Below are 18410 nucleotides of genomic sequence, written 5' to 3'. Positions count from 1 at the left end.
CTACCACCGCCGTCGACGACAGGACGCCCTCGGCCGGTTGACCCCCATCGAGTACGAGACCATCATGACCACGCCAGCCACCCAGGCTGCGTGACCCAACCTGTCACCTATCCGTGCAGCAGACCCGAAGGCGATCGCCTCGCGGAGTCGATCGGGCTGGAAACCGGACCAGCTTTGTCCGGCGTGCTGGACGACCGGCAGTGCCTCGTACCCGGCCGTTCGGAGCTCAATGGCCTTGGCCGGGAACTGTTCGAGGTCGACGACTTCAAACGGTGCGGACGCCCGCCTGAGGACGTTCTCCGTTAGGCGGCAGGCCGCGCAACCGCGGGTTCCGTAGATGATGAGCATCTTTCGATCTCCTTCGGCCGATGGTTGGTCGCGTCGCGCGCCGAGGTGGTTCAAACCGTTGTGCTGTGGCCACCTCTACGGGTTGTGTAGCGTCTTCCGGGGCGACGGGTTGCTCGGGCGTGGTCCTACGGCGAGGTCCGGCGTTGCAGGCCGTTCGTGGCGGGATGGTTTGGTCGTTCTGTGGCCCAGGGTCGTCCGGGCGGAGCTCAGTTCGGCCCATGTAGGTCGACTGGGCTCGGTCGCAGGAAAGGCCGCTCGGAGATCGTTAAGTGCAGTGACGAGGCGGGGAGCGTCGTCCATGTAGTTGTAGCGGCTCCATGTGAAGTTGGCGGCGTCGGAGTAGGAGATGAGCCACCGCCCTGAACTGAGCTGCCTCTTTGCGGCACGGGCGAGGTGGTCGACGACCAGCGGGGCGTGGTTGATGAGGCGGCGCAAGGCGATGGCTTCGGCGCCTCGGAGCTTCGCCCCGTCCGGCCGGTGACGTCGAAGGTGTTGCCACATGAGCGTTGTCTGGACCAGGGGCGTGGTGTCGCCAGGCACGAGCGCCGTGACGTCGCGTGGTTCGGGATGTAGCTGTTCGCCGATTCTGGTCGCCATGCTGCGAGCGAGCTCGACGCTGCGGCGGTGGTTGTCCGGCTCGAGGAGTCGGGCTGAGGCGAGCAGGATGCGCGCCTGGCCAAGGGCGGTGCGGGCGATAACGTCCGGGCGGATTTCCTCGGCGCGTTCGAGTTGCGCGGGTATCCGCCGCTGCGCCTCGAGGAGCGCTTTCAATGAAGTAACGGCTGACGGGCGGGTGGAACTTGGCGGGACGCGGAGACCTGAGAGATCTGGCAGCGCGCCGGTGCGTGCGACTGCATCAGCTTCGATGGCAAGGATCGTGGCCGGGCTTTGCCCGGCTCGTTCCAGGGCTCTGATTGTCCGCTCGTCCGCCGGGCGGACGCGCCGGGCGGCGAGGAGTAGCTGGCGGTCGAGGTTCTGAACTACGGGGGTCATGGCGGCTACGTCTGCGACCATGCTCCATCGGTGCTCCGGCCCGTACGCACCGTGCTCGGTACTGAGGTCGTGGCGCGCGATGATCGCGGCCCGCGCCACGCGATGCCACGTCTGTGCCGTGTCGGATCGCAAGCTGTCGACGCGCACATCGAGAAACGGCAGTGGCGTCTGTGCCACGGGGTAACCCGCCATGGCCTGTCGTAGAGCCTCGACCGGATGGTTGACGACCTCGCCCAGCGTCAGGTTGGCGACAGTGTCGGCGCCGGCCGCCTGCTTCTGGATGTCGCGCCCTGTGGCGACCGCCATCGTCTCCTGCATGAGCCGGACGCTCTCGTGCCGGCCGAGCAGCGCGACAGCCAGGCCATCGGCGTCGAGGTACCTGGAGCCGGAATTGGTCGACAGTTGTGCCAGGTGTCGGGCGAGCTGCGCACTCTCACTGCGGTATGTCATCGCCCTTCGCCGCCGTCCGGGGTGAGCCCTTCACCTGCGAGCTCTAGTGCGGCGTGCGCGATCGCGGTGGCCTCCTCGACGGAGGCGGACGCTTCGGCCGCAGCCTTCAGCGCTGTGCGCACCTCGTCGAGACTTGGCACCGGAATGTGGTCGACGGGGCCGGCCGGCGGAAGTGGTGGTTGCAGTCCCTCGATGATCCAGAAGGCCATCCCGGCATCGATGCCATCAGCTACGTCCAGCTCGCCGCCGTGGTCTGCCCGGCGTTTGAGCAGGCGTCGGGCGGCGGCCAACTGAGCGCTCTGCACACGACTCGTGGTCCTGTTCATGGCGACGAGTTTCAGCGATCCACGCCAAGCGCGTCTGGCGCGGTGTGGACAACGGGAGGCGCGTTCCGCCCCTGTGCATCGACGCGCTTCGTAGGCCGGCCCGCGGCAGCGTCCTTGTCGGCGGTGTCCGGCGCCGACCGGGTAGTGATCTGATCCTGAGCTGTTTCCTTGCGAATCGCGCGTACTTCCCGCGCTTCGATTCCGAGGAGGGCGGCTACGCGGGTCGGCGTCTCGCGGAGATCGATCAGTTCTCGCACTGTTGCCCGCATCCGGGCCTCGACGTCGCGGAGCGTCGCGACCAGATCCTCCCGTTCGTCCCCGGCCGTGTAGTACGCCGCTACGGCGTCTTCGATGAGGCCGTCACGCTTGTCACGTTCGGCGTCGAGCCTGAGGCGTGCGTTCCTTGCGCGCTCCCGTGCGTCCAGTTGCCGATTCGTCTTGCCCATTACTGCTCCTCGCTATGCCTAGTCAGTGTCACTACGCGGTGTCATACTCAGATACGACGAGCTACACACCTCTTGCACTACTAGTGGCGTCGGGCGCGCACAGGGGGGCAGCGCTGGTGATGACGGTGCACGTGCTCCATGCGGGCGACGGCTACACGTACCTCACGCGCCAGGTCGCCTCTGGGGACGCTCCCCGTCAGGCGGGTGAGTCGTTGGCGGACTACTACGCCCACGAGGGCAACCCTCCTGGCCATTGGGTCGGCGCCGGTCTGACGGGGCTCGGCACCTCCGGGCAGGTCACCGAGGAGCAGATGAAGGCGCTGTTCGGTGAGGGCCTGCACCCCGATGCGGACCGGCTGATCCGGGAGGCGATGGCCGGCGGGGCGAGTGCCGAGGAGGCGGTCAAAGCTGCCCGTCTCGGGCGCCGATTCCCACGGTTCGAGCCGGTCGACGACGAGGAATGGACGAGGTCGATCCGGGCCGCCTACGCGAGCTTCAAAGCCGAGCACGGGCGGACACCGGAGGCCGGTGCCGAGCGAGACCTGATCCGGTGGGACGTCGCCGGGACGACCCTGACGGGTCGGTTCGGGCGGGAGCCGACTGACGCGGAACGGTCCCACTACCTTGCCCGGCTCGGTCGCCAACAGCGCCAACCGGTCGCCGGCTACGACCTGGTCTTCACCCCAGCGAAGTCCGTCTCCACGCTGTGGGCGCTGGCCGACGAGGACGTGCGCCGTGAGGTCGCGGACGCGCACGAGGCCGCATGGCGGGGTGCTCTCGAGTGGGTCGAGCAGGAAGCCGGCCTGACCCGAGTGGGTGCGGGCGGCGCCGCCCAGATCGACACCCGCGGACTGGTCGCCGCGGCGTTCGACCACGCCGACTCGCGCACCGGCGACCCGAACCTGCACACCCACGTCGCGGTGTCCAACAAGGTCCAGGGCAGCGACGGCAAGTGGCGCGCGCTGGACGCCCGAGTGCTGCACTCCCTGGGGGTGGCGGCCTCGGAGCGGTACAACACCCTCATCGAGGAAGAGCTGCGCAACCGGCTCGGCGTGCGGTTCGTCGACGAGGACCGTGGCCGCGGCAAACAACCGGTAAGGGAGATCGAGGGCATCGACGCCCGGGTGCGGACGGCGTTCTCCTCCCGGCGCGCTGCGATCGAGGAGGTCTACGCCGAGCTCACCGAGCGGTACCGGGCCGAGCACGGCCACGAGCCGCCGAAGCCCGTCCAGCTGCGCCTGGCCCAGCAGGCCACCCTGGAGACCCGCGAGGGCAAAGAGGATGGTGTGACGCTGTCCGAACGGCGCGAGCAGTGGCGCCGACAGGCCGCTGAGGTACTCGGGGACGACCACCAGGTTGGGGAGATGATCGCCGCCGCGGTGCACCGCGACAGCGGCGCGGACGGGGCAGGTGTCGACGTCGACGAGCTCGCCCGCCGGGTCGTCGAGGAGGTCCAGGCCCAACGCGCGACGTGGAAGCCATGGCACCTGATGGCCGAGGCGATGCGGCAGACCCGCCAGCACGCCACCGGGGACATGACCGCCGTCGCCGAGCAGGTCGCCGCACGCGCCGAGGCCCTGTCGCTGCGGCTCGACCCGCCCGAACTGAACCCGGTTCCCGAGGTGCTCCAGCGCGCCGACGGGGAGTCGGTTTACACCGTCCACGGGCAGCGCGTCCTGACCTCCCAGGCCGTGCTGGACGCCGAGCACAATCTCGTCCAGGGCGCGTTGCGCACCGGCGGCCCGGTCGTTGGCGAGAAGCAGTTCAGCGCCGCCCTACGAACGATTGAGGAGGGAAGCGGGCGCACCCTGAACGACGGTCAGCGAGAGCTGGCGCGCGCATTCGCCACCTCCGGACGTGAGCTCGTGGCCGGGATCGGCCCGGCCGGGACCGGGAAGACCACCGCCATGACCGTGTTCGCCCGCGCGGTGGAGAACGCCGGCGGCCGCGTGCTCGCGCTGGCCCCGTCGGCGGCCGCCGCGAGCGTGCTGGGCGAGGAGCTCGGGGTGACCGCGGAGACCCTGCACAAGCTCATTCACGCCCACCGGAGCGGCACGGTGACCGAGGCGCTGCGCGTCGACGCCTCGACGGTGCTGCTCGTCGACGAGGCCGGCATGGCGGGCACGCCGTTGCTCGACCAGGCCCTGACCCTGGCGCGCGAGCACGGGGCGAGCGTGCGGCTGCTCGGCGACCCCCAGCAGCTCGCCGCCGTCGAAGCCGGCGGGGCACTGCGCCTGATCGACGAACGCGTCGGGGCCGTGCGCCTCGAGCAGGTCCACCGGTTCGCTGACCACGACGAAGCCGCCGCGTCGCTGCGCCTGCGCACGGGAGCGGCCGGCGCTGACGACTTCTACCTCGGGCGTGGCCGCGTGCGTGGTGGCACCCGCGAAGGGATGCTCGAGGAGGTCTACGCCGCCTGGTCGGCCGACACCGAGGCCGGCCAAGAGTCGGTCATGATCGCCGGGTCGAACACCGACGTGACCGCGCTGGCCGGGCAGGCCCGTCGCGACCTGGTGGCTGCCGGCCGGGTCGAGTCCGACGGTGTCGTGCTCCACGACGGCAACCGGGCCGGCCGCGGCGACCGGATCGTCACTCGGCTCAACGACCGCACCCTCGCCACCGCGAACGGCAAGGACTTCGTCAAGAACGGCGACGTCTGGGAGGTGCTCGACCGCGCCGACAACGGCCGGCTCCGCGTCCGGCACTCCGGTCACGGCGGCACGCTGAACCTGCCCGCCGGGTACGTCGCCGGGCACGTCGAGTTGGCCTACGCCGCCACCGTGCACCGGGTCCAGGGCATGACCGCGGACACCGCCCACGCCCTGCTCGACGCCAGCACCGACCGGCAGAGCCTCTACACCGCCCTGACCCGCGGCCGCCACGACAACCGGGTCTACCTGGTCACCGACACCCTCCTCGGCGCCGACGGGCACGACGAGACCGGCCCGGGGCGGTCTCCCGCGCAGGTGCTGGCCCGGATCATCGCCCGGGACGGCGCCGCACTCTCGGCAACAACGGCTCAGGAGACCGCGTACCGCGAGGCCCACAGCCTCGCCCGCCTGGTCCCCGAGGTCGAAGACGCCCTCGACCGCTTCGGGCACTACCCACCCGGCCTTGAGCCCTGGCGCCCAGCCCCTGACGCCTCGGAGTGGATCACCGTGCCCGACGTCAGCGGTGAGCCGCAGGTGCGAGAGTGGGCCGCCCGGCACGTCGAGCTCATCGAGCAGCGCGTGGATCACCTCGCCGACCTGGCCCTCGCCGGCCGCACCGAATGGGCCCGGGAGCTCGGCCTGCCCCGCGACGACGTGCCCGGCGAGGTGGTCGTCGGCGTGCGGCTGGTGGCCGCCTACCGCGACCGGTACGGCATCACCGGGGCAGTTCCGCTCGGCGACGAGCCCGAGCACGGCCACCAGGTGGAGGACTACCGGCGCGTCTCGGCGGCACTGGCGAAGTTGCGTACCGGCCTCGACCGCGACGAGGAGCGCGTGCCTGCACCAGCCGGTCGCATCACCAACGAGCAGCTGGATTCTTCTGCGGCCAAACGGCTCCGCCGGCAGGTCCACCGCGCCGGCGCCCCCGAGGACCGGAGTGGCGAGCATGGCGCGCAGGACAGACTCGCCCGGGCGCGCGAGCAGCTGCGCAAGCGACGCAAGGTCCGCCGGGAAGCCGGAGCTCCAGACCACTGCGGCGGCCCCAGGAAGGGCGGACCCCGCATCGACCGGCCACAGCTCTAGGCGGGGTGCGCGTACCAGACAGCTACCGGCGCCTGCCCGTCGGGCGTGGGCAGCACGAGCCGGCGGCGGCACACCGTCAGGAGCCGGCGATGACCGCGCCGGCAACGTCACTGAACTGACGCACCGAACGCCTTGATGGTCACGGCTACGGGCGTCGAACGAGCAGCGACTGACGCCCCGTAGGCTGCGTCGAACGTCGTCCTTTACAGCAAGCACCTGCAAGGACGGTGCTTCCGTGCACGCCCGGATGACGTTCTTGCGATGCTCACCGACAGGCAGAGCGACGACGGAGCGCATGTGAGGTGAGATAAATTGAGATCACTGCCCGAGGGGCTGCGCGGCCCGGTTGACCTCGCCCTCGCCAGAGCCGTCGAACAGCTCCCGGCCCCCGGCGCGCTGCCCGGCGGTCTGGTCGCCGAACCGAAGTGGGACGGCTACCTTCACTGAACTCCGGCGCCCCGTTGATCGATCCCGGATTCCCGGCACCCTGTACACCGAGGGTATACCCGTGGTGTAGTTCTGCCATGAGTATCCCAATGGCGCTGCTCGGGTTGCTGGATGTCGGCCCTTCCCACGGTTTTGCGCTCAAACGCCGCTACGACGATCTGCTGGGACACGACCGTGAACTGCGCTTCGGGCAGGTCTACGCCACCTTGGCCCGGCTCGAGCGGGACGGTCTGGCCGACGGCGTCGGGTTGGAGCCGGGAGAGGGGGCCGACCGGAAGGTGTACGCGATCACCGGTGCCGGGGTGGCGGAGCTGGACCGGTGGCTCGTCACCCCGAACGTGCCGTCTGGCCGACCGAGCGAGCTGTTCACGCGGGTGGTCCTGGCTCTGGCGAGCGGGCGACCGGTCGACCAGATCCTCGACGGGCAACGAGACGTGTACCTCGCACGGATGCGTGAACTGACCGCTGCCCGGCGAAGCAGCGACGTCATCGACCGGATCTCCGCCGATTTCGAGATGGCTCACCTGGAGGCCGACATGCGGTGGATCGAACTCGCTGCCGCACGCCTGGCCGAGATCCGCGACGGCGTGACCCGCCTGTTGGAGCACGCACGATGAGCGACAAGCCGATCACACTCAGCGGCCGGGCGCTGCGCCACACCTACGGCAAGGACGAGGTGCTGCACGGCGTGGACATCGACGTCCAGCCGGGGGAAGTCGTTGCCCTGATGGGACCGTCAGGCTCGGGCAAGTCGACGCTGCTGCACCTGCTGGCCGGCTTGCTTACCCCCAGCAGCGGAGAGGTCCGTCTGCGGGGCGAGCGGATCGACACCCTCAGCGAGAGCGCTCGCGCCGACCTTCGTCTGCGGCGGATGGGGTTCGTGTTCCAGTTCGGCGACCTCGTGCCCGAGCTTACCCTCGTCGAGAACGTCGAGCTGCCCCTGCGGTTGACGGGCCACCGACGCGCGGCGGCTCGCCGTGCCGCCGGCGACCTGATGGCCGCGCTGGGTATCGCCGATGTCGCCGACCGGCGGCTCAACGAGGTCTCGGGCGGCCAGGCGCAGCGCGCCGCCGTGGCCCGTGCGCTCGTCCACTCCCCGGAGATCGTCTTCGCCGATGAGCCCACCGGCTCCCTGGACACCCTGACCGGGGAGCAGGTGATGGAAGCTCTGGTGGGCGCTGCGCGCGAGACCGGCGCCGCGGTCGTCCTCGTCACCCACGAGATGTCGGTCGCAGCCTTTGCCGACCGCGACCTGCAGATGCGCGACGGGCAGATACGCCAGCCCGCGACTGTGTCACCGACGGAGCTCTGATGGGGGCCTTGCTTCGGCTCGGCGTTCGCTTGACCCGCGCCGGTGGATGGTTGCGGATCTGGAGCGTCGTGACCGGGTGCGCCCTGGCCGTGGCCTTATTGGCCATCGCCTGGGAACTGCCCGACGCGATGTTCCCACCGCCGGAGAAGCCGATGGACGTGGACCCGCAGCGGGGGCCGATCGCCTCGCTGCTCGCGCTGATCACCGCCCCCGTCATCGCGCTGCTGCTGGCAGTGGGGCGCATGTCGTCGGAGGTCCGGGACCGGCGGCTGGCCTCCCTGATGCTGCTGGGCGTGAGCCGACGCCGGGTACTGCTCGTCGCCACCATCGAGAACGTGACACCCGCGCTGATCGGTGCTGCCGCAGGAATCGCGATGTACGCCCTGCTTCGCGCCCTGTTGGCCGCCGTCGCGGCCGACGCCCTGGTCCAACCCATCGGGTTCGGGCCCAGGCTGGCGCTTGTAGCCGTCGGCGTGGTGGTGCTCTCTTCCGTGCTGGCGATCGCTCCCGTTCGGCGGCTGTCCGGGCCACGCGCCGGGGTGTCCGAGGCCACGGTGACGAGTCCGTCCCTGTGGCGGCTGATCCCGGTGCCCGTAGCGATCGCACTTCTCATCGCCGTGTTCACCACACCGCCCGAGCACGTAACCGGGCGCACCGCGCTGGCACTCTTCGGCGCGGCGATCGCCGCGGCGTTGTGCGTTGTGCTCGTCACGCCGCTGCTGACGGCCGCCGTGGCCGGTCGGCTCGCTCGTAGCCGGGACGTCTCCACTGTGCTTGCCGGCCGATTGGTGCAGACCCAAGGCGTATCAATCTCGCGCCGGGTCACCGCACTGGGAGTGACGACGTTCGTCGTGCTGTGCGGCGCCGGCTATCTCGGCCTGTACGAGTCGGACCCCGTCACCGCCAGTTACGTTCACCAGGTCGAGCAAGGCCCCCAGGAGATCTGGGTGAGCTCACCCGACGGGGCGGCACACCTCGATCCGGATCTCGAGGAAGAGATCGACGGCATCGACGGGGTCCGTGGGGTGTGGCCCATGTGGGTCCTGTGGCCGTCGCAGTGCGCCAACAGTCCCGTCGAATGCCCCCAGGTGTTCGTCGGCACCTGTCAGCAGCTCGAGCTGGTCGCGACCCTGACGGGTTGCTCCGACACGGAGGCGGCGTGGATCGAGCGGACCGCCGTCCCACCCAGCTTGGACGACGGCTGGTACACCGCCCCTTTCGACCGCAACGCGCAGGTTGAACTGACCATCGGTGACACCGGAACCTCGATCATGCTGCCCGTTGCGGAATCAATCACCCAGGACCTCGAGGCCACTACCGAGCAGTGGCCTCTGCCTCAGCGCTACGACCTGTTCGTCCCGATCAGTATCGCCAAGCAGCACGACGCGCTTTCCACCACGCACCTCAACGTCATCGTCGACGTCGGCTCCGACGTGCGGACCCAGGTGAGCGAAGCTGCCCAGAGCGCTGGTGCACGGGTGTTTGTGCCAGCGATACCGGACTACCAGCGGATCGTCACGCTGCGCACGGTTGTGTGGAGCGTCGCCGCGGCAAGCGTCGCCGTCGCCCTGCTGGTGTTCACACTCGCCAGCCTCGATCGCGCCCGCGCTCAGCGGCGAGGACGCGCCCGCCTGGTGGCCGTCGGCGTACCAGCGCACGTGCTGCGCCGCGCGCAAGGACTTTCCAACGGCATCCCGCTCGCTGTCGCGGTCGTCCTTGCGCTCGGTTTCGGATGGGCCTCCATCGCCGCACTCGCTCACACAGCCGACGGCACCGGCACCTCGATCAACTGGGGCATGCTCGCCACCACCTCAACGGTGATCGCAGCCGCCGCCCTCCTCATCTCACTGGTGACGCTGCCGCTCACACGGGCAACCATCCGCGCCGAGGACCTGCGCCACGAATAGACAAAACACGCCCGGGCACCCGTTCGGCTCGGCCGACCAGGGCTATCGGCTCTGGAAACTTGTCGTAGACGTGGCGTTCGTGCCTCGGCAGGCCGGTCGACTACCCGCCTCCATCTGCCGGTAGGTGCCTCGGTTCGGCAGCGACTAGGCAATCTGCTTCTGCCTTGCGCCGTCGCAGGTGTTTCAGGCTTTCCTCCAGTGCGGCGACCTCGCCGAGCCAGACTCGTTCGCGTGCTTCGGTGAGGCGGGCTTCGGCGTTGATTGTCATCTCCTCGAGCCGTCCGGCCTGTGCCGGGTCGACCTGGAGGAAGCGGCATCGTGTGCAGGCGTGCTCGTGGACGCAGGGGGTGCCGTACGGGCGGTGGCAGTCGCCGAGGGCGACCTTTCGTAGGAGGAAGTGCTGTTCGAACTCGTGCCACTCCTCGGCGGTGGCCGGTCGTATCTCGCCGTCCGGGCGTGTCTGCCGACGTCGTTCGATGAAGGCGTGGTGGGCCTGGACGACGTGCTCGGGGAAGACGGCGGTGTAGCCGCGGGTGGTCTCGAGGTTCAGGTGGCCGAGCAGGGAGGAGACGATGTGGAGCGGCAGGCCTGAGCCCACGAGGTCGGTGGCGAAGAGGCGGCGGAAGTCGTGCGGGGTGAACCGCACGGGTAGGCCGCCGTCGGTCAGGCCGGCACGGTCGGCGACGTTGTCGAGGAGTTTGCGGACGTACTGGATCGACAGGACGTTCTGGGTCGGGCCCATCATGCGGGCGAACAGGTGCGGCAGCGGGTCGCCGAAGACCTTCTCGTTGTGGTCGTAACGCACGGAGAGTGGAATCGTCTGGTCGGTACCGCGGGCCCGGCGTTGCACCTCCACCAGCACCTTGACCAGGTCGGGGCTCATGGGGACCAGCCGCTCGGCGTCGGTCTTGGATGGCACGATGTGCAGCAGCGGGACGATCGTGTTGGTCGCCGGCGCGACATAGTGGCGCAGCGAGAGCTGGGTGAGCTCCAGGAGCTCCTCGATCCGTACCCCGGTCTCGCGGAGGACCTCCACGAGAGCCCAGGCCCAGAACCCGTCGGCCTCGAACCGGGAGACACACACGAGTCCGCGTTCCAACGGCGGTGTGCGTATCCCGTTCGTGGCTTGCACCACGCGTGCCCAGACCAGGTTGCGACCGGCGCCGCGGGAACCGACAGGTGGGTCGTGCCGCTCGTAGCCGATGCCGTCGACCTCGAACCGTTCACCGTGCCCGACGCCCTGAGCTGTGGTGAGGAGTCGGGCGCCTTCGTCTCGGAGGTCTGCGGCCGCGCTGGTGAACTGTGGGAGGAAGGGGGTCAGCTGACGGGTGCGGGCCTGCATTCGGGAGCGGCGCTGCTTGCTGGCCTTTGACGCGCGTCGTGACTCGTGGCGGGGAACCGGTGAGGGCGCGACCCAGATCGCCCAGCGCTCCGGCTCCTCGTGCGACCACTCGGCGAGGTCTCGGTACAGAGCGCGGACCGCGAAGAAGGTTGAGGCCACGTCGCTGCGCGGGCGCCCGTCCAGCGTCACGGTCAACTGTTCGCGCCACGACGCCGCGACCTCCGGGGAGAGCCGGAGGTCGTCCTGGTGGGGGTTGATGGTGAGGACCCCGACCCAGAAGAGGCGGACGAGCCGGTAGGACAGGGACTGCAGCGACCCGTAGTCCATGCCGACCTTGAGCTCGCCGAGATAGTCCACGAGCAGGTCCAGTACCCCCGACGGTGGGAGCCCGTAGCGGGCGACGAGCGTCTGGACCGTGTGCTGACGTGAGCTGCCGGCCGCCGCCCACGCGGCCCGCAGCGTCGGCGGCTCGCCCGCCAGCGGGCCGAGGGCGACCAGCAGCTCCCAGGCCAGGTGCTCCTTGTTGTGCCTCATCGAGGTCCGCACGACGTCGGCGTAGGCGAGCAGATCTTCGCCGCTCAGCTGCCCCAGCCGCTTCCCGGTGCGGATCAGCACCCGGGCGATGCAGGTCTCGGCGTTACGGCGAGCAAGTTCTGGTGCCCGGGCGTAGGCGGGCAGGGCGCGCAGCGTAGGCATGATGTCGGGCTCGGCGGTGTCGAGGAACCGTGCCGAGGACGAGCGCCGGTACTGCCTCGAGCGGAGCAGCCAGGCGTAGGAGGGGCGAACCACGCGCGCGTCCACGAGCACCGACAGCGCCGCGGTGGCCCACGCTCGCGACAGCTGAGTAGCGGCGGCCACGACATCCCCGCTCCCGTTCGGGGCAGCGTCCAGACCGCTGAGAAGCCACCGGTCCTCCCACGTCTCTCCCGGGTGCTCGGCCAACCAGGCCAGCACGGCACGCACGGCGCAGCTGCGCGCTCGCTGTGCCTTGGCCAACGGCTGGGGACGGCGGGCGAGGTACTCCTCGACCCATGCATGCGTCTCCTCGGCTCCGAGGCGCTGTACCTGTGCCAGCGGATCATCTGCGGCCCGGCGCGGTGGAGGTATCTCGCTGTCGTAGGCGGGCTGGCCCCGCAGGCCGCCGTCCCGCTGCAGGCGTGGATCCGGCGGGACCCGGGGCCGGAGAGCGCGCGTCCGCCGCCCGGTCTGCGCGGCCTGGATCTGCGAGGGCAGGCGCGGATCGATCTCCACCCTCTCGGGCGCACTCACGGGAGGAGGCCCAGCAGCTCGCGGACGGCGGCCTCGTCGTAGTCCGGTTCCACCGACGGGGCGGGCGGCTTGGGGCGGGCATGATGTTCGAGCACCTTGGCCAACACGTCCTCCATCCGGGGCTGGGTGTAGATCGTCGTGGTGGAGATGTTGACGTGGCGCAGGATCGTCTGGACGTCGACCAGGGTGAACGCCGGGTCGGCCAGCAGCCGCTCGGCGGCGGTGTGACGTAGGTCGTGCAGCGTCCAGTTCGAGCCGATCTTGCGCTGCGCCCGCGCGAACATCGCCCGAGCCGTCGGGTAGGTCAGGGGTCTGCGGACCGCGCCCTGGAGCGTCCACCACACCCGGTCCCCGGGAGCTGCGGGCTGTCCTTCGCGCATGTACAGCGCCAACCACACGAACGCGTCCGAGCTCGCCGGGACCTTCTCCCTGGCCCGGCTGCCCTTGCTGACCACGGTGATGGTGTGCTCGCCGAAGTCGTAGTCCCCGTGCCGCAGCTCCAACAGCTCCGTGGCCCGCACGCCGCTGGAGAGCCACAACGACAGCAACGCCCGGTCCCGGTTCGACGTCAGCGCGTCGAAGATCTGCCCCACGTACTCATCGGGAATGCCGCGCCACCCCGTCCTCGGCACCCGCTGCCGGTACACCGCGCGCGGATGCCGCCGAAACTCGCCCATCGGGTTGTGATGGGCATGGACCCGCCCGCGCAGCGCCCGCTGCGCCGGCACCGGATTGACGAGCGGCCCGAGGTCCGCGTCGAGGGCGAAGTCGTAGAAACCGGCCAGCACGGTCAGCTGATGGTTGATCGTGCGGGGCGCGAACGCGTTACCAGGCGCCGACTTGCCCGTCACGGCGTTGACGACGGTGCCGCGTTCGAGACCACGGCGCAGCCCGGTCGCCGTCGGGCCGGCTCGCATGGACTCCACCAGCGCCCGAACATCCGCGCGCTCCGCCCGTTCCCAGGCCACGAAGCGCTCGTGCAGGAACCGGAACCAGCGCAGCAAGTCATAGGCGTAGCTGCGCAGCGTTGTCGGGCTGCAGTCCGACGCCGAGAGGTCGCGCAGGTACAACGAGGTCACCTCGTGCTCCACGTCGGGGAACAGCACCCGGTAGGGCAGGCCGGAGTCGCACTCAAGGACCCGCCCCACGGCGCCCGCCATGCGCACCACCCTCGCACTGCAATCACCGCATACCCGGAGATCCACCGCGTGTCGCCCATCAGACCTGGACGCCTCGAGACGGGCTGAGAGCATCCACAATTGCTCGCCTACGGACCTGTCCCGAGTTCATGAGCGATAAGGCAACATAAGCGGATGACCGAGCTCACCGGGTGGCGGCGTCAGATCGGCCATCAGGGCACGTTCTTGGCCAGCCTCGATCTGTGGAAACCCAAGCGAACCGGCAAGATGCGCCACCTCCAGTCCGGCTACCGGGCGTGGTGGTCGCTAGCCGACGCCAATCAAGAGTTCGCGGTTCAGGTGGGCCCGATCGACCTCGTCGACGCGCGCAGCCTCGCGCCAGGCAGCAACGGAATCGTGCTGATCCACCCGATGTTGCCCGAGGCATGGAAGGCGATAGACGCCGGGGCCACGTTGGACCTCCTCGCCCAAAGCCAACACCCCGACGTGATCGGGAGAGCGACCGTCCTCGAGCGACGTGACGTCCCCGCATCGGCGCCACTCAACCTCGACCCGTTCGACGAGACCCCGGCCCGGGCCCGCCTCCACGCAGTGGCCGACTCAACGGGGGTAGGGCTGTCTCCAACGACACCTCCCACCCTCACGGTCAGCACCGTGAGGCTGCCCCTGCTGAGCTCACACTGGAGCGACGCCAAGGGGAGACGCGAAACCGCTCCCGGATCGAGGACCGAGGAGATCGAACTCGCGGCACGCCTGCCAAGCCTCAACATCGAGCGCCGCGAGCCGGTGCTGATCACGGTGACCGACGCAGAATTGCCGGTCTCGGCCGAGATCGCCTACTTCTCCGAGGTCGACTCCGACGGCATCCCCGCCGGAGAACGTCGCGACGTCCGATGGGACAGCAACACCATGCTCCGACAGGTCGAGTACCCCAATGCGGGGAGGTGGTCCGTTCGCATCCCAGCACCAGAAGGCGCAAGGGCCGCCGTGGTCATGTTTACCTTCGCCCCCGATTATCCAGGCGCCCCGAGCAACCACGCCGCTTGGGGATTCTGCATCCGATGACGCCCACTGTGAGTACCCGCGCTCTCCCGCCGTCTGCCATCGGATAGAGGAGGTCACCACAACGCGCACGAGCGGCGCTATGGCTCTGCCACCGAAGAGTTCAGTCAACATGCCGCGCCAGCGTGGTCCGGGACGGGGGCAGCACCGCCCTGTGGAGCCGGCAGGGCAAGGACCTCACCCGGTACTTCCCGGACATCTACGCCGCCGCAGCCACAGCTGTGCCGCCCGGGTGCGTGATCGATGGCGAGATCGTCGTCTTCACCCGGGGCAGGCTCAACTTCTCCTCATTGCAGCACCGGCTGACCAGCTCGCAACGCACACTGGCCGACCTCATCCGCCGCGAGCCGGCTTCCTACGTCGCCTTCGACATCCTCGCCGTCGCGTACCAGGACGTGCGCCACCTGCCGCTGCGCGAGCGTCGAAGTATGCTCGAGGAGCTCGCCCGCGACTGGGCGCCACCCATACAGATCTCGCCGACCACCACCGACTACGACGAGGCCCGCGGGTGGCTACACGACCTGCACGTCACTGGCATCGAGGGACTGGTCCTCAAGGGCGCCGCCCAGCCCTACCGCGGCGGCAAGCGCGACTGGCTCAAGGTGAAACACCGCGACAACGTCGAAGTCGTCTGCGGCGCCGTCATCGGCTTCCTCGAGCGGCCCGAGGCGCTCATCGCCGGCCTGAACATCGACGGCCGGCTCCGCATAGTCGGACGCACCACTCCCCTGCGCGTCGGCCCCGCCCGCGCACTCGGCCGGCTCCTGCACCCACCCGCCGGCGAGCACCCATGGCCCGCGCGCATTCCGCGCGGCGCGGTCGATCGTTTCGCACGGGACAAAGAGCCCATCGACGTCACTCTCGTCGAACCCCTTGTCGTCGAGGTCACCGCCGACGTCGCCTGGAACGGCACCTCCTACCGCCACCCGCTTCGCTTCATCCGTGCTCGCCCCGAGCTCGACCCGGCGACCGTGGAGCCGCCGGCGCCCTAGGCGAACCGGGGCATGATCGTGCCGGTTCCGATGACGTAGATGAGTATCCCGACGATGCCGGTGGCGGCGATCCCGATCGCGGCGCCCGACAGCACCTTTCCGGTCGGCCGCCGCACGCCGACGAGCCCCAGGATCAGGCCGAGGACGTCCAGGACCAGCACGGTCCCCAAGGTGACGAGGGGGAAGGTGTAGATGTTGTCGTAGTCGTAGGCGGACACCGCCCGTCGCATTGCCCAGGGGGTCACCACGACCGACACCCACGCGAGCAGCGTCGCAAGCACCGAGGTCACCAGCGCCGCCCACCCCACGACGGAGCGCCGCGCAGCGTGCGCGGGCACCGCCGGTGGTGCATCCGGGTGGGGCGGACCCATGCCCGAGGTATAGCAGGTCGAGGCAATCGCCGGCCGGCGGCTGCGAAACAGGGGGCAAGACCTCGGCCCTTGGTGTCCGTGTCCTTCGCTCCGACGCTGGGCTTCCGCTACGGGGACGGAGGGCGCCATCTCCCCGACGGGGAACGCCTCGCCTGCCACGCTTGGCGGGTGCAGCCCACCGGAGGGACGAACCACAGCAGCGGGGCGCTGCCGCCGCGGCAGACGTGGCACCCGGTACACCGGCGCCTGCTCATCTCGATCTGCGCCGCCGCCGCTCTTCTCCCTCTTGTCTCCATCACCCTGAGGTGGTCTGCCGCCGACGAGCGGGGATTGTGGGACTTGACGACGCTGCTCTCCGTAGGGCAGACCGTCGCCTTCACGATCCTGACATGGATTCACACCCGGACTCGGATCGATGCGGACACGGAAGGCCTCCATCTCGTTGACGCCTTCAGGACGGTCACGTACCCCTGGGAGGACATCGCCGAGATCCGGCCGAGCATCGCCAAGGGGAAGCGGACCTACCTGGTGCTCGTCCGACGGAACCACCCGATCATCGACCTCCCCATCACCGAGGAGCACCTCGACGAGTTGCGACGCTGGCACCAGGCGGCGACCACGTAGCCGCGCCGCATCCGTTCCGGCGTGCTGCCGTGCTCCCGCTGCGATGCTTCGGAGCATGGCGAAGTGGTGGTGGCTGGTGCTTCTGGCCTTCTTCGTCGGTGCCTGCCTGGTGGTGACGGTCGTGGTCCTGCTCATGCCCGACCGGGAGCCGGGCGATGCCCTGATCACGTCTCTCGCGGCCGTCGTCTCGTGGGCGGTGATCGTGTTCGTGAGCTATCTCGCGGGGACCCGCTCCGGCCGAGTCGCGGCCACTGGCGGCTACATCGACGTCACCATGCGATCCCCGGACGGCCACCCGATGCTCAGCAGGCGGTGGCGCCCCGCCCTGGTTCGCCCGGCCGACGGAGCACTGCGCATCACGCCGCTGGGCGGCTCGTCGGTGGCCCCCTTCACGGTTCCCGTCGGAACGATCGAGCAGGTCGAGGATCCGCGGACCTGGCGCGAGATGCTCACGGGTCCGATCGGCGACGCCAGGTTCGTCCGGATAACCGAGGACGCCGGCACGGTCGAGATCGCGGTCCCCGCCAAGCGATTCCAATGGTTGCTCGACGCAGTGGGCCCGAGTACGGCGAACCCACCTGCGGCCGGTGACGTATGAAGGCGCCACGGAGCCGGGGGGGGAATCAAGGCATCCACTACACGACCGCGCGCGGGCAACGACGCTGCAATGCGGTGCACAGCGCCTTGTCGACAAGCGTCGTGACGTAGCGCTCGAGGTCGGCCTCGACTCCTCGCGCGTCGCCCCGAGCGGTGCGATCACAAGGTGAAAGACGAGCGAGCCCTCGATCATGTCGAGCAGTTGGCCGCTGTCGGTGTCCTGCGGCAGCTCGCCGTCGATGACGGCGCGCAGGATGCGAGCCGCGATCGGGAGGGTGCCGCGGGTGATCGATTCTCGCCGGATCTCCTGGAAGTCCTTCGGGTAGGTGATCGCGCCGGCCGCGATGTGGAGCATCGTGGGCCCGTGCGGCCCCAGGAGCAGACGCCCCCGGGCGAGGCAGTACTCGATGAGGTATTCACGCAGCGGTTGACCGTCGTCAACGGGGTCTTTGCATTGCGTCTCGAAGTAACGAACCGCCTCGAGGAGCAGGTCACGCTTGCTCTTCCAGCGCAGGTACATCGCGGACTTCCCGATCCCGGCGCGGGTGGCGACCGCGTCGAGGCTCAGCCCGGCCCCGCCGTGCTGACCGAACAGCTCGAGCACTGCCGCGTAGCTGCGAGGCTCGACGTCGGTCTGCCGTGGGCGCCCCGGCGCTCGTCCTGTCGGCCGATCGGGCGAAGCGGCCTCCGTCGGCTGCATTGTCATGTCAGGGCCCCATGGTTCTCACGCTGCCCCCGAGTTTGCCGCCTCCCCCACCTCCAGCCGGTCCGCCCCTCCGCGAGGAGCTCACGACTGGTCACCCGGTACCAGTCGCCGCACCGTGTCACTAATCCGACGGGAGCACCCTTTACGTGACATAGAATATGTGACGGGTTAAGTGACACGATCAGATCCCACGGCCGCCCAACCGGTCCGGGTCACTTAATCGGTCGAATAAGTGACAGACGAATGGAGAGCATGATGCTCGTCGGGTACATGCGGGTCTCAAAGGCCGACGGGTCCCAGACCACCGACCTGCAACGCGACGCCCTCCGCGCGGCCGGTGTCGAC

Annotated in this window: 15 protein-coding genes and 3 pseudogenes; 10 read left to right on the top strand and 8 right to left on the bottom strand. The window is 69.5% G+C overall.

Going from position 1 to position 18410, the window contains the following annotated elements:
* Positions 1–189 precede the first annotated feature (189 nt).
* The 4 genes and pseudogenes from ABD774_RS21790 to ABD774_RS20590 all read right to left on the bottom strand — a co-directional run.
* Positions 190–348: pseudogene (locus ABD774_RS21790) on the bottom strand (glutaredoxin family protein); the annotation flags it as partial.
* 75 nt (positions 349–423) lie between these two features.
* A complete protein-coding gene (locus ABD774_RS20600; RefSeq protein WP_345045426.1) occupies positions 424–1791 on the bottom strand; it encodes a serine/threonine-protein kinase in 1368 nt (455 codons plus the stop codon).
* On the bottom strand, positions 1788–2117 hold the full coding sequence (locus ABD774_RS20595; protein WP_345045424.1) for a hypothetical protein: 330 nt from the start codon (positions 2115–2117) through the stop codon (positions 1788–1790). Before ABD774_RS20595 ends, ABD774_RS20600 begins: the two co-directional genes overlap by 4 nt.
* Before the next feature lie 11 nt (positions 2118–2128).
* Positions 2129–2563: a hypothetical protein gene (locus tag ABD774_RS20590; RefSeq protein ID WP_345045422.1), complete on the bottom strand. Its 435-nt coding sequence runs from the start codon at positions 2561–2563 to the stop codon at positions 2129–2131.
* Positions 2564–2682: 119 nt separating this feature from the next.
* On the opposite strand from ABD774_RS20590, the gene mobF reads away from it, so the two are divergent.
* From mobF to ABD774_RS20565, 5 genes are all read left to right on the top strand, one after another.
* On the top strand, positions 2683–6297 hold the full coding sequence (gene mobF, locus ABD774_RS20585; protein WP_345045419.1) for a MobF family relaxase: 3615 nt from the start codon (positions 2683–2685) through the stop codon (positions 6295–6297).
* Between the two features lie 312 nt (positions 6298–6609).
* The gene (locus ABD774_RS20580) at positions 6610–6744 is read left to right on the top strand and encodes a hypothetical protein (protein WP_345045417.1); all 135 of its coding nucleotides are present in this window, start codon (positions 6610–6612) and stop codon (positions 6742–6744) included.
* A gap of 77 nt (positions 6745–6821) precedes the next feature.
* Entirely contained in the window at positions 6822–7361 is a 540-nt protein-coding gene (locus ABD774_RS20575; RefSeq protein WP_345045415.1) for a PadR family transcriptional regulator, read from the top strand.
* Complete coding sequence (locus tag ABD774_RS20570) at positions 7358–8056, top strand: ABC transporter ATP-binding protein (protein WP_345045412.1); 699 nt, start codon at positions 7358–7360, stop codon at positions 8054–8056. Before ABD774_RS20575 ends, ABD774_RS20570 begins: the two co-directional genes overlap by 4 nt.
* Entirely contained in the window at positions 8056–9963 is a 1908-nt protein-coding gene (locus ABD774_RS20565) for an FtsX-like permease family protein (RefSeq protein WP_345045409.1), read from the top strand. The genes ABD774_RS20570 and ABD774_RS20565 overlap by 1 nt, the downstream gene beginning before the upstream one ends.
* 100 nt (positions 9964–10063) lie before the next feature.
* On the opposite strand, the gene ABD774_RS20560 is transcribed toward ABD774_RS20565, so the two are convergent.
* Together ABD774_RS20560 and ABD774_RS20555 are read right to left on the bottom strand one after the other, a co-directional pair.
* Positions 10064–12574 (bottom strand): tyrosine-type recombinase/integrase, encoded by a 2511-nt coding sequence (locus ABD774_RS20560; protein ID WP_345045406.1) that lies wholly within the window; start codon positions 12572–12574, stop codon positions 10064–10066.
* Positions 12571–13734: a tyrosine-type recombinase/integrase gene (locus ABD774_RS20555; protein WP_345045404.1), complete on the bottom strand. Its 1164-nt coding sequence runs from the start codon at positions 13732–13734 to the stop codon at positions 12571–12573. Before ABD774_RS20555 ends, ABD774_RS20560 begins: the two co-directional genes overlap by 4 nt.
* Before the next feature lie 153 nt (positions 13735–13887).
* On the opposite strand from ABD774_RS20555, the gene ABD774_RS20550 reads away from it, so the two are divergent.
* Together ABD774_RS20550 and ABD774_RS20545 are read left to right on the top strand one after the other, a co-directional pair.
* Positions 13888–14778: a hypothetical protein gene (locus ABD774_RS20550; RefSeq protein WP_345045401.1), complete on the top strand. Its 891-nt coding sequence runs from the start codon at positions 13888–13890 to the stop codon at positions 14776–14778.
* Between the two features lie 122 nt (positions 14779–14900).
* Entirely contained in the window at positions 14901–15767 is an 867-nt protein-coding gene (locus ABD774_RS20545) for an ATP-dependent DNA ligase (RefSeq protein WP_345045399.1), read from the top strand.
* Here ABD774_RS20545 and ABD774_RS20540 read toward each other — a convergent pair.
* Positions 15764–16138 (bottom strand): hypothetical protein, encoded by a 375-nt coding sequence (locus tag ABD774_RS20540; RefSeq protein WP_345045397.1) that lies wholly within the window; start codon positions 16136–16138, stop codon positions 15764–15766. The two genes, ABD774_RS20545 and ABD774_RS20540, sit on opposite strands and share 4 nt — an antisense overlap.
* Positions 16139–16306: 168 nt before the next feature.
* Here ABD774_RS20540 and ABD774_RS20535 point away from each other — a divergent pair, with 168 nt between their 5' ends.
* Positions 16307–16762, top strand: a complete 456-nt coding sequence (locus ABD774_RS20535; RefSeq protein WP_345045394.1) for a PH domain-containing protein — start codon at positions 16307–16309, stop codon at positions 16760–16762.
* Positions 16763–16817: 55 nt separating this feature from the next.
* Positions 16818–17360: a hypothetical protein gene (locus ABD774_RS20530; RefSeq protein ID WP_345045392.1), complete on the top strand. Its 543-nt coding sequence runs from the start codon at positions 16818–16820 to the stop codon at positions 17358–17360.
* 486 nt (positions 17361–17846) lie between these two features.
* Here ABD774_RS20530 and ABD774_RS21785 read toward each other — a convergent pair.
* A pseudogene (locus ABD774_RS21785) lies at positions 17847–18059 on the bottom strand (helix-turn-helix domain-containing protein); the annotation flags it as partial.
* A gap of 261 nt (positions 18060–18320) precedes the next feature.
* Here ABD774_RS21785 and ABD774_RS21885 point away from each other — a divergent pair.
* Positions 18321–18410 (top strand): annotated as a pseudogene (locus ABD774_RS21885) (recombinase family protein); the annotation flags it as partial.

It is taken from the genome of Georgenia daeguensis (genome assembly GCF_039537705.1).
Taxonomy (GTDB): domain Bacteria; phylum Actinomycetota; class Actinomycetes; order Actinomycetales; family Actinomycetaceae; genus Georgenia; species Georgenia daeguensis.
Note: the sequence above shows the minus strand (reverse complement) of the source record. Positions and strands in the feature narration are given on the sequence as shown.

Coding starts and splice junctions, on each gene's coding strand:
- ABD774_RS20565 (WP_345045409.1), top strand. CDS start 8,056: ATGGGGGCCTTGCTTCGGCTCGGCGTTCGCTTGACCCGCGCCGGTGGA.
- ABD774_RS20540 (WP_345045397.1), bottom strand. CDS start 16,138: ATGGGTCCGCCCCACCCGGATGCACCACCGGCGGTGCCCGCGCACGCT.
- ABD774_RS20530 (WP_345045392.1), top strand. CDS start 16,818: ATGGCGAAGTGGTGGTGGCTGGTGCTTCTGGCCTTCTTCGTCGGTGCC.
- ABD774_RS20555 (WP_345045404.1), bottom strand. CDS start 13,734: ATGGCGGGCGCCGTGGGGCGGGTCCTTGAGTGCGACTCCGGCCTGCCC.
- ABD774_RS20595 (WP_345045424.1), bottom strand. CDS start 2,117: ATGAACAGGACCACGAGTCGTGTGCAGAGCGCTCAGTTGGCCGCCGCC.
- ABD774_RS20600 (WP_345045426.1), bottom strand. CDS start 1,791: ATGACATACCGCAGTGAGAGTGCGCAGCTCGCCCGACACCTGGCACAA.
- ABD774_RS20550 (WP_345045401.1), top strand. CDS start 13,888: ATGACCGAGCTCACCGGGTGGCGGCGTCAGATCGGCCATCAGGGCACG.
- ABD774_RS20590 (WP_345045422.1), bottom strand. CDS start 2,563: ATGGGCAAGACGAATCGGCAACTGGACGCACGGGAGCGCGCAAGGAAC.
- ABD774_RS20570 (WP_345045412.1), top strand. CDS start 7,358: ATGAGCGACAAGCCGATCACACTCAGCGGCCGGGCGCTGCGCCACACC.
- ABD774_RS20575 (WP_345045415.1), top strand. CDS start 6,822: ATGAGTATCCCAATGGCGCTGCTCGGGTTGCTGGATGTCGGCCCTTCC.
- mobF (WP_345045419.1), top strand. CDS start 2,683: ATGACGGTGCACGTGCTCCATGCGGGCGACGGCTACACGTACCTCACG.